The following is a 13,033-nucleotide window of genomic DNA, read 5'->3' as shown; positions in this document are numbered from 1 at the left end:
AAAGTGAAAAAACTTCACTTTATTTTATCACCATAACCACCAAATCAGCGCGAAAAATAAGTGTGAAAAAGTGAAGGAATTTCACTTTTTTTGATTGTAGGTGTCGTGCTGTTTTCTCTGTTTTCACCTGTGCGGGAGTGGTGTGCCAGTGACCACCACATGCCATTGTTGCGCCGTCGTTTTTCTTCAGTCGCGCCGGATGCGGCGCTCCCTGCACACCTTACGGTGTGTAAGGCCACTGCGCCTGATGGCGCAGCTGTCTCTGCCTGTCTGCCGCCGCACTGCGGCCTGTTCTCCGCAGATGGACTTTCCGGGGGTACATACACGACCACATCCCGTTTCAGTCGTCCAGGGGAGAGATGTACCAGCCACAAAACTTTTTGCCGCAGGCGTCAAAAACTTTTGCGTCTGCCCCCGGACAACTGCCCCGTGACGTGGTGAGCGTCCCCCGTCGGAAAGGTCCACTGCGGGGAAATCCCCGAAGACCCGGACGGCAGAAGGAGCTTCGCTCCTCCGGGAAATGACCTGGCTGACCAGGCAGTCGTGACGATGAGGAGACAATGTGATGAATCAGACTTTACCCACTGCTGACCTGAATACTGCCGGCACGACAGATGTTATTCCGTCTGTGGCCATCGACCGCATCATCGCGCAGCGTAACGAAGGTATTGCACTGTTCATGCAGGCGATGGAATGCCTGGCGACAGCGCGCAGGATTCTGCTTGATGCGTCAGGTGATATTTTTCTTTACGGGTTTGAAGACTGCGTGACTGATTCCGTTCGTCGCATGGATAAGCCGGAAGAAGCGAAAAGGAATATCACCCGTCTTGCCGACCGGAAAATCTGGGACCGCCTGATGACAGATACGGGCATGTACACCTTCATGAGTTCATGCCAGCGTGATGAGTGGAACAGCCAGCTGATGAGCGACACCTGTCCTGAAATCACCCTGGACAATGTACTGGCAACATTCCGCCATCTTAATACCAGCAAGATGCAGACGTTTGAACAGGGACTGATTGATGTCTACCGGAAATTGTCATGGGATTACAGAACCAATAATCCCTGCCGTCTGGGTAAGAAAATCATTATTGAAAACCTGCTGTACCGCTGGAGTAACGGGCGTGTGACGCTGGACTGCAGCGGACGGGAGGCACTGGATGACCTGGTACGTCCGTTTTATCTGCTGGAGGGGCGCAACGTTCCTGACTTCAGGAACAGCATCGGGGCGCAGTATGGTGAATTTCTCGGGAACGGCGACAATGTCGGTAAGCTGTTAGAAGGGGAATATTTTACGGTGCGTGGCTACCAGAAAGGGACCGTACACATTGTCTTTAAGCGTTCTGACCTTGTTGAAAAACTGAATGATATTATTGCACGGCATTATCCAGGTGTATTGCCGCCACGAGTCTGATTAAACAGAAAAGCCCTGGTATTTATGCCGGGGCTTTTTTTTCTGTAATCATCATAATCTCAGAACAAAATGTGACATTGTCACATCAATTGTTGTTCATATCGATGCCATCTTTCCTGCCTGAATCTGTCTTTTTAGGTGCTGTTTTAGAGGAAGAACGGCGGGATGGTTTTTTCGATTCTGCTTCCCGAATAATGTCACGAAGTGCCTTCTCTCCTACTTCATACCCTGCATTTTTGAGCGTGTCACGAACATCTGCCAGTGTATAACCCTTTGTCCTTACCAGGACAATAATGTCATCACGAATGGCATCAAGAAAATCACGCAATGTTTTCCGTTGAGCGGTGAGATCTGGCAATTCCGATAAAGCAGCTTTTGCCAGCTGGATGTCATCATCTGAGTAAAATTTTTTAGAAGCCATTGGCACTTTCTCTCCGTTTCATGTTGAAGCCTGATTTTATCATCAAAAACTGACTCCTGGCAGGGCTGCGCCCTGCCTCTGCCGTCTGCATAAGACTATGATGCACAAAAATAACAGGCTATAATGGCCTGAAAAACGGGACAGGATGTGTAATTGTAATACCGTCACACGCGACGCTATTACAATTACCATCTGGTCAGGGCTTCGCCCCGACACCCCGTAAGGAGCCTGAAGTGAGTGATAGTGCGGTAAGAAAGAAAAGTGAGGTACGGCAAAAGACAGTTGTCAGGACACTCAGATTCTCTCCTGTTGAGGATGAAACCATCAGGAAAAAAGCTGAAGATTCCGGACTTACTGTATCTGCTTACATCCGAAATGCAGCACTGAATAAGCGAATTAACTCCCGTACAGATGATGCTTTTCTGAAGGAGTTAATGAGACTGGGAAGGATGCAGAAGCATCTGTTTGTTCAGGGAAAAAGAACCGGTGACAAGGAATACGCAGAAGTGCTTGTTGCCATAACCGAACTTACAAATACATTGCGTAAACAGTTAATGGAAGGTTGAGGATTCTCCGGTGAATGCAGTCATTCCGAAAAAGAGAAGGGACGGCAAGTCTTCGTTCGAAGACCTGGTGTCCTACGTCTCGGTCCGGGATGACATGACCGATGAGGAACTGAATTTATCTTCTTCTTCGCAGGCTGAACAACCGCACCGGAGCCGTTTCAGTCGCCTTGTTGATTATGCGACACGCCTTCGAAATGAGTCATTCGTGGCGCTGGTTGATGTCATGAAGGACGGCTGCGAATGGGTTAACTTTTACGGTGTGACCTGTTTTCACAACTGTACATCGCTTGAAACTGCTGCTGCAGATATGGAGTACATTGCACAGCAGGCACACTATGCGAAAGATAATACTGATCCTGTTTTTCACTACATTCTTTCCTGGCAGGCCCATGAAAGCCCGCGTCCGGAACAGATTTATGACAGTGTACGCCATACCCTGAAATCCCTCGGGCTGGGTGAACATCAGTATGTTTCTGCCGTACATACCGATACTGATAACCTGCATGTTCACGTTGCGGTCAACCGGGTACATCCGGTTACAGGTTATCTGAATTGCCTTTCATGGAGTCAGGAAAAACTCAGCCGTGCCTGCCGTGAGCTTGAACTGAAGCATGGTTTTGCTCCGGATAACGGTTGCTGGGTCCATGCGCCGGGAAATCGTATCGTTCGCAAAACTGCCGTTGAACGTGATCGCCAGAACGCGTGGACACGCGGAAAAAAACAAACTTTTCGCGAGTATGTCGCGCAGACAGCGGTCGCTGGTTTACGCAGTGAACCTGTAAATGACTGGTTATCCCTGCATCGTCGTCTTGCGGAAGATGGTCTGTACCTGTCTCAGATGGAAGGAAAATTTCTGGTGATGGATGGCTGGGATCGCAACAGGGAAGGTGTACAGCTTGACTCGTTTGGTCCCTCCTGGTGTGCAGAAAAACTCATGAAAAAAATGGGTGACTACACGCCAGTACCAAAAGACATTTTCAGCCAGGTGGAAGCACCAGGACGCTATAATCCGGACTTCATTGCAGCTGATGTTCGCCCGGAAAAAATCGCTGAAACAGAAAGTCTGCAGCAGTATGCCTGTCGTCATCTTGGAGAACGTCTGCCGGAAATGGCACGGGAAGGACGGCTGGAAAACTGCCAGGCTATTCACCGCACACTGGCTGAAGCGGGATTATGGATGCGTGTTCAGCATGGTCACCTGGTTATCTGTGACGGTTATGATCATAACCAGACTCCCGTTCGTGCTGACAGCGTATGGTCACTGCTGACGCTCGACAATGTGAATCAACTCGATGGTGGCTGGCAGCCTGTACCAACAGATATTTTCCGCCAGGTTACGCCAACAGAACGCTTCCGTGGTCGTCGTATGGAGAGCTGTCCTGCGACCGATAAAGAATGGCACCGTATGCGTACAGGCACGGGGCCGCAGGGGGCTATCAAACGCGAACTGTTTTCTGACAAAGAAAGTCTGTGGGGATACAGCATCAGCCATTGTAGCCCTCAGATTGAAGAAATGATCACACAGGGTGAGTTTACCTGGCAGCGTTGTCATGAGCTGTTTGCACAACAGGGACTGATGCTACAGAAACAACATCACGGGCTTGTTGTCGTTGATGCCTTTAATCATGAGCAAACGCCGGTGAAGGCCAGCAGCATTCATCCTGATCTGACACTGGGGCGTGCAGAGCCACAGGCCGGACCTTTTGTGAGTGCCCCAGCAGATTTGTTTGACAGGGTGCAACCTGAAAGTCGCTATAACCCGGAGCTGGCTGTCAGTGACAGGTACGGGGTCAGCAGTAAACGTGACCCAATGCTGCGCCGGCAGCGACGTGAAGCCAGAGCTGAGGCCCGTGCTGACCTGCGTGCCCGCTATCTGGCATGGCGTGAACAATGGCGTAAACCAGATCTGCGTTATGGGGAACGTTGTCGGGAAATTCATCAGGCATGCCGTCTGCGGAAGTCACACATTCGTGCGCAGTACGATGATCCGGCATTACGTAAGCTGCATTATCACATTGCAGAAGTTCAGCGAATGCAGGCATTGATCAGGCTGAAAGAAGACATCAGGGATGAGCGACAGAAACTTATTGCTGATGGGAAATGGTATCCACCCTCTTACCGTCAGTGGGTCGAAATTCAGGCTGCTCAGGGAGACAGGGCTGCTGTATCGCAGCTGAGAGGCTGGGATTATCGCGATCGCCGTAAAGACAGGTCACGCACAACGACGACAGACCGCTGTGTCGTGCTTTGTGAACCGGGCGGAACGCCGGTATACGGTAATACCGGTGATCTCGAGGCCCGTCTGCAGAAGAACGGGAGTGTTCGTTTCCGTGACCGTCGGACGGGAGAGTTTGTCTGTACGGATTATGGTGACAGGGTTGTTTTCCGTAATCACCATGACCGCAATGCGCTGGCAGATAAACTGGATTTGATTGCACCGGTATTATTCGGGCGTGATCCACGCATGGGTTTTGAACCAGAAGGAAACGACAAACAATTTAACCAGGTCTTTGCTGAAATGGTTGCCTGGCATAATGTGACAGGCCGTACCGGTCACGAAGACTACAGGATTACGCGACCGGACGTGGATCATCACCGTGAAGGAAGTGAACGCTACTACCGCGATTATATCGCGGCGAACAGCAACGATGACGCATCACTGCCTCCGCCGGAGCAGGATAAACGCTGGGAACCGCCTTCTCCAGGTTAAAAAAAAGGCCGCGCCAGAATCCGGCGCGGCCACTGTTCAGTACATTCCGTCCCAGTCCGGACGGTTGGTTTTTTTATGATGAAACCCGTTTACAGGACGCCCTGTCGGGTGGTTATTGTCCTGTGGAAGCGTTAACAGGTTTATACCTGCTCTTTCTGCTCTCACTGATATCTGATTTTCCTCTTTTGTTTCAGGTAGTTCTGGTCTGTTCAGCGTGATATAGCGAATTCGTCGCTCTTCCCGTGTGGTCGTTTTAAGCGTATTCACCGCTGTTTCCCACAAGGCACTTTCACGTGCGTTGATATCTGTGTCGTACTCTTCCAGCATTGCCATAGCCGCCTGACGTCCTGCAATGCGTTGCTGGAATGTATCCACGATCGTGTGCGGCTCTGTGCGAATTTTTCGTCTTTTTCTGGAGGGTTTTGCAGTCAGGACGCCAATGATGGCACTGACATTTTCCGGTGACGGTATTCGACGTTGAGTAGTACGGGGAACAAGACGGCGGAGACGGTCCAGGCGTGGCGCATCCACGCTGATATACCTGTTTATAACAACGGGATCGCTGCTGCAGCTTTTCTCATCGTCAGGGATGAAGAATGATGCTGATGGTACGGTTTCTCCCCGGAAAATAGAAAAGAACTCGCCAGGATGAAGTTCAATCAACTCCTGAACATTTATCTTGCTTTCCATCAGGATGCTGATTTGTGGGCTGTCAATCCATGATTCACCAAATATGCCGTCCTGACGCTGCAGGTTGTTCATCCTCGCCCTGGCTTCTTCACCGGCGGCGCTTTTCAGCGTTCTGGCCGTACTACCCTCGCTGACAATCCTGCCGGCAAATTTTGTCCCCGTGTTCTGCATCAGTGTTGCAGTATTCGTGGCTGTTGTCTGTCCTTCTATACGTTCCTGGTCCTGTGCCATCAAAATCAGAGCAAAATCCAGTGAACGCACCTGAGTGGCTTCCACAGCAATACGGTCCGTATAGTATGCCCCCACTTCATCAAGGAAACACAGATAAGGGAAACGCCCCTTATATTTTTTGACTTCCAGTGCATCGGAATCAGTTCCTTCGAGGCGGTAGCCCAAATCACGGGCGAGAATCATACTTTTCTGGGTGATAAACATTCGTCCAAGAGCAGACGTTGTATGCGCTGATGTATCCAGAGCGGGGATCATTACCATCAGAATCCTGTCGCTGTGAATGCTGTCACGGATATCGATATCACCGGAATCTTCAGCAAAAATATCCCCGAATGCTTCCGTGAATGTGCTGAAAGTTTCAGAAAACTGCCCGGAGAGATAAGCATGTTGTTTTCTGGGTTCTTCCGTCCAGGCTGATGGTGTCCTGACCAGCGACAGGTCGAAACCGGGAACGTCCTGAAGGTAGTTACGTAACGGTGCGATAGCTTCTTCCGGCCACTGATCATCGAGGCCACGACAGTAAAGTTTGGCCATCCCTTCGAGAGTCATATGTTCACGGAGCATCTGCAGCGACATTGTTTTGCCTTCGCGCACACACCAGAATTTAGTACCAAATACCAGTGCCTTATTCATGGCAATGGCCCGGGACTGCCACTCGCCCCCCTGGACGTTCTGGGGCAGCATTGACTGCATTGTCTCCGCTGTGAATGCCTCAGTGCTGTAACAGAAGGGATTCCAGGTATTTGACTGAGGACGCGTTTTTTCACCACTCAGAATGATTTCACTGCGGGATTTTCCTCCGTTCATGAAGTTAATGACTTCCACATCGTCTTCACGTCCAAAGCGTCTGGCCAGATACCAGATCGTTCTTGCCGTATCATTCTGTGCCTTGCCATCGACAAGGGTGAATCCTCTTGCCCAGCAAAGTGGGTTAATCGCCCAGGCAAAGATGGTTTCCGTTTTACCGCCACCGGTGGTGGCGAAAAACATTATATGGCGGGTCAGATCGTCCATACTCAGCCATAACTCCCTGCCAATATCCCTGACGCGTTGATAACCAACATAGAATATGCCGCTGGCCGGTGATTCCAGAATGACCTCATACTGGAACAGGGTTGGCCAGAAGCTGAAAAGACTTCTTTTAATCATTCTGTCCTGTGACGGGTCAGCACATTCCAGCGTCATGGGCATACGAAGAGGGCAGCGCCATCGCTGCAGACTAAATACCAGCATTGTTATCAGTGTGAACAACAGACATGCCGGTAATGCAAGTGGCCAGATAAAACTGGCCACAAGACTTGCCACCAGGCAAAAGCCATAGATATTGAGACTCTGGAGTGCATTCCAGACAGGATTTCCCCAGGCTGTACGGTGTAAAAGCTCGGGGTTAACGCGATGTTCACTCATGGCCAGACTCGCTGTCGGTGGTTTTCAGGAATAAATTAAGCGTGCCAGTTTCCTGCAGAATTCCTGTAGGCAGATGCCAGCCGGTGTCGGACAGCACCCATGGGGTACCGGCAAATCCGAACTTACGGAAGGCGACATTGTTTACATCAATTGCAGCTCTGGCCGCTTTCAGGCATGTTTCATCTGCAGGCGTTGTTTCTTCTGGTGGCGTCATCATTCCGTTATCTGCGGAATACAGTCGGTGCCAGCCGGCAGCACGTTTCTGAGCATCTTTTTCACACAGCAGTGGTGCCACACGGTCGGTGGATTCCTCTCCACCAATAACTGAAACCGGGTAGATAACGACATTGAAGTCGCTGGCCAGGCGTTTTAAGGCCGGCTCCAGAAGTCTGCAGTTAGGACAGGCAGGATCGAGAAATGCGAACAGGGTTCGTTCATGACCGGATGACAGGTTGATGGTAAACATGCCCCGATCGGCGTTCCGCTTCAGAACAGTAGCCAGATTATGTCGCGCAGCTGCGGCTTCCGGATTTTTGCTTGTGATTGTTTTCTCCGGGACCTGGACGTCTTTTTTCGGGGGAACCGGGAGTTGAATGCCTTCATTTAATGGCACAGTGTGATTCAGGTGAGGGGGTAGCAGTCGTGGCTCACCTGCTGTCTGTACTGCTTCAGGCGTTGTATCATCCCAGAATACACGATCAACATAGCGGAACAGAGAGAAGCCAATCGTTGCCATTACGAACAGCACAACGCTGGCGATTATGCCACGGAACAAAGGTGTTCTGCTGAAGCGGCGTTCCATCAGATATTCAAGGCGCAGGCAGGAATCAATAGCTGTAAGTATCTGGTCAGCGTTATGCTCCTGTTTATCAATCAGGACGGTTTCTCTGTTACGGGTGCCCATGGCGTCAAAGGCTATATGAATCAGTTGATTATTTCGTGTTACCAGCCCTGACAGGGCATCCCGTGGAAGGACGGCAATAATTTCTGTCCTGCCATCCGGCCAGATTGCCTGCACGGAAATATGTTTTGCAATGCGTGTTGCAAAGTACTCGATTGTCATTTTCAGTTCTCCGGATAATCAGAATTCGTTGTCTGTAGCAGGTGTGCGGGGCAGGATGTCGTCGGTGAGGGACCAGTTGGTCAGGATGCGGCGTTTCCGGTCGCGATCTGGTTGTGGTTCATCCCAGATAAGACCGAGACTGAGCATATCCCGCCGTAAGCCTTCCACCGCTTCATCAACACAGGGTTCAGGGCAGGGAAGACCAAAACGCATGGCTTCGGCCTCTGCACGTGCAACGGCCACCACGCCAGCGCCTTCAATAAATCCTTTCGTGGTATTGGCGCGGTGTAATGCATAAAACAGCGTCCTGTCCACGCCTTTCAGCCAAATCCAGTTGGGTGGCGTAAGCCGCAGGTCATGTGCATACAGCCAGACCAGCCCACTGCGGACGTAGCGATGTTGTTTCAGCCATTGCTGTGCTCCGTTGCTTTTAATCACTCTCTGGAAAGCTGATTTGGCCAGTGAATAAACAGGGGTACAGAATTTCCCGCTGTCCCGTTTGCTTTTAATTCTGCATGAGAGGTTCAGTGTATCCATGAGCTTTAATGCTGCCTTACGATCATCCAGGAAATACTGAAGGCCAAATATGGCAAAGAGCGCTTTTTCATGTGGTGCCATGTCTTTCCAGGACGTTAAAGGTTTACCCAACTGGGCCATGAAACATCGTCTTGCAGCTGCAACATCGAGCTGCATATTGGTGATGAGAGTATGCTGTTCGACAAATGCTTCCGGGGTGAGAGCAACCCGCCGTTCAGGTCGTTTACCACCATGAAAGAGTTTTTCCGGATCACCATCTGCCAGTACAGGGGCGATAGCAGGGGATAACGAAGCAAAGATGTGTGGCAGTCGGGTAATATCTACTGGTCTGCGGGTGAAACGGCTTTGTCCCGGATGTTGATACCACTCCCACAAACACCAGAGTGTCACAGGTAAGAGGTACATCCACAGAATACCTATGGTCTGTTCCATGACGTTAACCCACTGGCTATAGCTTATGTTGGCGGCGTTGTTACCGGTCATGGCAAGCAGGTTGTATCGTGGTGCTGCATAGTTATGAAATGGTCCCCAGTCGACCAGTCCCCATAAGGTATGAAGAATCAGGCAGCTGGCGTAAACCACTTCCGGCAAGAATAACCATATGACGAATAGCAGCAGGATAAGAAGGACACCAACAGCGCCCCATATCTGCATAGGATCTTCTGCGACAGGCTGTCGATTGTAAGACATGACAAAGTCTCCATTTCTGGAATTTAAATCGAACGGAAAGGTTAAAAATTTATTTTCAGGTGATAAGAGCTAACCAGAGGAGTTAGCCGTGCGATAAAAGGATTGTTGCAGATACGAAAGTCGTTAGAATAGCTGCGGGCGCTTGAGGCTGTATGCCGAAAGCGTTTTGTGGACGGTATACAGCAGAAAGCCCCTGGAGATTTTTTTATCAATCAACCAAGGGCTCTACTGTAATGCCTAGACAACATTATAGTAGCCCGATAACCGCCGTAAGGCAATGGAGGGGCTATGATGCCACAGCGAACGTTTTTAATGATGTTAATCGTCATCTGTGTGACGATTCTGTGTTTTGTCTGGATGGTGAGGGATTCGCTTTGCGGATTCCGGCTCCAGCAGGGAAACACAGTGCTTGTGGCAACGTTAGCCTACGAAGTTAAACGTTAACGGGCAACACGGCGGCAGGTTTTCTGCCGCCGCTTTGTTGCGAAGGCTGACCTCATTGCGCCCTTTCTTCTTCAATGAAGCGTATCCGGTATTGTTTCATTTCCCCTGAAGCCGATTAGCTCCAGCCGAATGCCTTTGCCATCGGGGGTCACGTTCTGCATTTCGCAGATACCACGTCGGGTCATGAGTGTGAAGGCTGTCATTGCCAGCATGGCTAACGCATTTTCCTCGCTTCCGCTGCGTTTCTCGAGAGCATCGGCAATTTCTTCTATGCTCCCCACCTGAAAGCAAGAGTCGAATTCTTTACTCCACTTTTCTGACATCGGATTTTCTCTCTGTATTTATGGGTAGTTATCGAACTGAATGTGCCAGTTTTTTCAGAAGACGGCAAAGTTGAGATGGCTGGTTCAGGTTCAGAGCATGAGTTTCCCCGGTGTGACGGGCATGGCGGGGCGGATTTTGAGAAACAACAGATGTAAAAAAAACCGACTGGTGAGGTCGGTTTTTTTACTGTTCCGTTACAGAGTGGGTGGCCCTGACCGGAGGAAATCTCTTTTCAACTAACGTTCTTATAATAGCGAGCTGTTCATTTGATAGCAACCATCCTTATAATCCGCAGGTTAGCTCTGTCTGGCGACACTTCTGCCGTGATATCCATCGGGACTATGGATGCAAGATTTTAAGTCCTGGCTGAACAAACAGGTGGTGCTGTGTTCAGTGCTCTGGCAGGAGGAATGAACCGCCCCGGGTTTCCTGGAGAGTGTTTTATCTGTGAACTCAGGCTGCCAGATCATTGTTTCCGATGGAAGCATAATAAGCTTTTTCTGCTTCTGCCGGAGGAGTATGGCCCAGCCTTCCCAGCAATCGTCGATTGTTATACCAGTCCACCCACGTGAGTGTGGCCAGTTCCACTTCTGCACGGTTTTTCCAGCTCTTACGGTGTATTACCTCCGCTTTGTAAAGACCATTGATGCTCTCCGCCATCGCGTTGTCATACGAGTCGCCTGTACTTCCTGTTGATGCCAGTAATCCGGCTTCCTTAAGCCGCTGTGTGTAGGCCAGCGATACATACTGAGAACCTTTATCACTGTGATGGACCGTGCCGGACGGTCGACGGGCCCATAACGCCTGCTCCAGTGCATCCAGCACGAATGTCGTCTCCATGGACGATGAGACCCGCCACCCCACAATGTATCCGGCAAACACATCAATGATGAACGCCACATAGACGAAGCCCTGCCATGTGCTGACGTAAGTAAAATCAGCCACCCACAGCTGGTCAGGTCGTTCTGCCACGAACTGACGGTTTACGCGGTCGCCTGCGGCAACGGCTTTCCGGCTGATGGTCGTACGGACCTTTTTACCCCGGAGAACACCGGCAAGTCCCATAACCGCCATGAGACGTGCCACAGTGCATCTGGCCACTCTGATACCTTCCCGTAACAACTGACGCCAGACTTTACGCACACCGTATACCTTGTGATTTTCATCGTATACGCGCTGTATCTCTTTCTTCAGCCAGTCATCGCGCTGCGCACGGGCACTGCGTTTATCCGGATGATGTCGCTGTTGCTGACAGTGGTAATACGTTGACGGGGCAATATGTAGTTCACTGCATACCGGTCCGACCCCGTACAGCTTACGCAGCTTATCCAGCAGTGGCATCACTTTTTCCAGAGGCGGTCGAACTCCGCCTTCGCAAAATAAGCGGAAGCCTGGCGAAGGATATCGTTACTGCGGCGCAGTTCACGATTTTCACGTTCCAGCTCTTTCAGACGCTGACGTTCAGCGGTGGTGAGCCCGCCATCACCGCCTCCGGTATCCCGCTCATGCTGGCGTACCCAGACACGCAGAGTCTCCGGTGTACAGCCAATCTTTGGGGCAATGGAACAAATTGCCGCCCACTGTGAGTCATATTCGCCCTGACTTTCCAGAACCATACGAATCGCCCTCTGACGGACTTCGGGGGAAAAACGAGTATTTTTAGTCATCCTGTTTACCTCTTTCTCAGGGAGTTTAGTCTCCAGGATTCCCGGGGCGGTTCAGAAGTCTCTTTTCAACTAACACTGAAAGTGCCGTTGTGACAGGCAATGTAAGAGTAAGCAACGGTGATTTCCTCCAGTGATGGAGAAGCGGATGATTAATCTGTTAATCATCGTTCTCAGGGCAGTAGTTGCCGTTGCAAACGCGCTGATTGCTGTTCTGGAACTGATCCGGGAACTTGTCGACTGATAAGCCTGGAAACGTAACTAAGGGCAGGGAGTTACCGCTTCCTGCCCTTTAACAAAAAGAGATCTCACGTTAAAAATTTGTACCCTTCCTTAACTTCCAGTGCCTGCTCCTTTGAGTCAAACATCAGTCTAGTTTTCCCGGAAACACCCCATGAAATGTATTCAACATCTATCCACCATTTTCCATATTCTTCATTTGACATCCTCCCCCACCTTCGCACTTCGTGACTCAGGAGGGGGATTCCCATTAGTGGGTGACGGCTGATTGCTCAGCGTCTGGTTCCTGCTTCAACGGGCGGTCTGACTGCATCGTCCCTCCACAGGCAAGTACGGCGTGCCCCGCCGCTAAAATGTTACGAGCGCCATTTACATCGGCGTTCGCTGTATATCCACATACCTGGCATCTGAATTGACTTTGTGACAGGCGGTTTTCTTTCGCTGTATGACCACAGCACGCGCAACGCTGGCTTGTGTACGCTGGCGGAACAGCAAGCACCTGACCTCCACGCCAGAGCTGTTTGTACTCAAGCTGGCGGCGCATTTCATACCAGCCCTGATCCAGTATCGAACGGTTTAAACCTGATTTTGCCCGGACATTGCGCCCCGGCTGGCTGACCGTACCCGCTGCT

At 50.7% G+C, this 13,033-nt stretch carries 14 protein-coding genes and 1 other annotated feature; of the genes, 5 read left to right on the top strand and 9 right to left on the bottom strand.

Features of this window, described 5'->3' with window-relative positions:
• Window positions 1–19: 19 nt before the first annotated feature.
• Window positions 20–217, bottom strand: a complete 198-nt coding sequence (locus ACJHXB_RS21810; RefSeq protein ID WP_001412266.1) for a hypothetical protein — start codon at window positions 215–217, stop codon at window positions 20–22.
• A 348-nt stretch (window positions 218–565) separates the two neighbouring features.
• On the opposite strand from ACJHXB_RS21810, the gene ACJHXB_RS21805 reads away from it, so the two are divergent.
• On the top strand, window positions 566–1,414 hold the full coding sequence (locus ACJHXB_RS21805; protein WP_252305333.1) for a DUF4942 domain-containing protein: 849 nt from the start codon (window positions 566–568) through the stop codon (window positions 1,412–1,414).
• Window positions 1,415–1,499: 85 nt separating this feature from the next.
• Here the strand turns inward: ACJHXB_RS21805 and ACJHXB_RS21800 are convergent, their stop codons facing one another.
• Window positions 1,500–1,835, bottom strand: a complete 336-nt coding sequence (locus ACJHXB_RS21800) for a molybdopterin-guanine dinucleotide biosynthesis protein MobC (RefSeq protein ID WP_000157095.1) — start codon at window positions 1,833–1,835, stop codon at window positions 1,500–1,502.
• A gap of 233 nt (window positions 1,836–2,068) precedes the next feature.
• On the opposite strand from ACJHXB_RS21800, the gene nikA reads away from it, so the two are divergent.
• Window positions 2,069–2,401, top strand: coding sequence for an IncI1-type relaxosome accessory protein NikA (nikA, locus tag ACJHXB_RS21795; protein ID WP_001283947.1), 333 nt, complete (start codon window positions 2,069–2,071; stop codon window positions 2,399–2,401).
• 10 nt (window positions 2,402–2,411) lie between these two features.
• Window positions 2,412–5,111: an IncI1-type relaxase NikB gene (gene nikB / locus ACJHXB_RS21790; protein WP_052971501.1), complete on the top strand. Its 2,700-nt coding sequence runs from the start codon at window positions 2,412–2,414 to the stop codon at window positions 5,109–5,111.
• Window positions 5,112–5,147: 36 nt separating this feature from the next.
• Here the strand turns inward: nikB and trbC are convergent, their stop codons facing one another.
• From trbC to trbA, 3 genes are read right to left on the bottom strand one after another with little or no spacing between them, the layout of a single operon-like run.
• Window positions 5,148–7,439, bottom strand: a complete 2,292-nt coding sequence (trbC, locus tag ACJHXB_RS21785) for an F-type conjugative transfer protein TrbC (protein ID WP_001289276.1) — start codon at window positions 7,437–7,439, stop codon at window positions 5,148–5,150.
• Window positions 7,432–8,502: an IncI1-type conjugal transfer protein TrbB gene (trbB, locus tag ACJHXB_RS21780; protein WP_000151582.1), complete on the bottom strand. Its 1,071-nt coding sequence runs from the start codon at window positions 8,500–8,502 to the stop codon at window positions 7,432–7,434. The genes trbC and trbB overlap by 8 nt, the downstream gene beginning before the upstream one ends.
• An 18-nt stretch (window positions 8,503–8,520) precedes the next feature.
• Window positions 8,521–9,729: an IncI1-type conjugal transfer protein TrbA gene (trbA, locus tag ACJHXB_RS21775; RefSeq protein WP_000121273.1), complete on the bottom strand. Its 1,209-nt coding sequence runs from the start codon at window positions 9,727–9,729 to the stop codon at window positions 8,521–8,523.
• 291 nt (window positions 9,730–10,020) lie between these two features.
• On the opposite strand from trbA, the gene ACJHXB_RS21770 reads away from it, so the two are divergent.
• The gene (locus tag ACJHXB_RS21770; RefSeq protein WP_023156060.1) at window positions 10,021–10,173 is read left to right on the top strand and encodes a Hok/Gef family protein; all 153 of its coding nucleotides are present in this window, start codon (window positions 10,021–10,023) and stop codon (window positions 10,171–10,173) included.
• A 71-nt stretch (window positions 10,174–10,244) separates the two neighbouring features.
• Here the strand turns inward: ACJHXB_RS21770 and ACJHXB_RS21765 are convergent, their stop codons facing one another.
• Together ACJHXB_RS21765 and ACJHXB_RS21760 are read right to left on the bottom strand one after the other, a co-directional pair.
• Window positions 10,245–10,496: a hypothetical protein gene (locus ACJHXB_RS21765; protein WP_021513960.1), complete on the bottom strand. Its 252-nt coding sequence runs from the start codon at window positions 10,494–10,496 to the stop codon at window positions 10,245–10,247.
• A gap of 454 nt (window positions 10,497–10,950) precedes the next feature.
• A protein-coding gene (locus tag ACJHXB_RS21760) for an IS3 family transposase (protein WP_370874348.1) occupies window positions 10,951–12,164 on the bottom strand; the annotation gives its coding sequence in 2 pieces (ribosomal slippage) (window positions 10,951–11,876 and window positions 11,876–12,164; 1,215 coding nt in all).
• Window positions 11,767–11,883: a sequence feature (AL1L pseudoknot), on the bottom strand. (Overlaps the previous gene by 117 nt.)
• A gap of 145 nt (window positions 12,165–12,309) precedes the next feature.
• Between ACJHXB_RS21760 and dqlB the strand changes: the two genes are divergently transcribed.
• The gene (gene dqlB / locus ACJHXB_RS21755; protein ID WP_001303310.1) at window positions 12,310–12,405 is read left to right on the top strand and encodes a DinQ-like type I toxin DqlB; all 96 of its coding nucleotides are present in this window, start codon (window positions 12,310–12,312) and stop codon (window positions 12,403–12,405) included.
• Window positions 12,406–12,469: 64 nt separating this feature from the next.
• Here the strand turns inward: dqlB and ACJHXB_RS21750 are convergent, their stop codons facing one another.
• Both ACJHXB_RS21750 and ACJHXB_RS21745 read right to left on the bottom strand, forming a co-directional pair.
• Window positions 12,470–12,607, bottom strand: coding sequence for a hypothetical protein (locus ACJHXB_RS21750; protein ID WP_047088497.1), 138 nt, complete (start codon window positions 12,605–12,607; stop codon window positions 12,470–12,472).
• 44 nt (window positions 12,608–12,651) lie between these two features.
• Window positions 12,652–13,033, bottom strand: a 382-nt coding sequence (locus ACJHXB_RS21745; RefSeq protein ID WP_227913310.1) for an RNA-guided endonuclease InsQ/TnpB family protein, incomplete at its 5' end; no start/stop codon positions are given.

Origin of the sequence: Escherichia sp. WS3227_2 (genome assembly GCF_046486495.1) — a bacterium.
Taxonomy (GTDB): Bacteria; Pseudomonadota; Gammaproteobacteria; order Enterobacterales; family Enterobacteriaceae; genus Escherichia; species Escherichia coli.
This window is presented reverse-complemented; position numbering and strand designations above follow the sequence as displayed.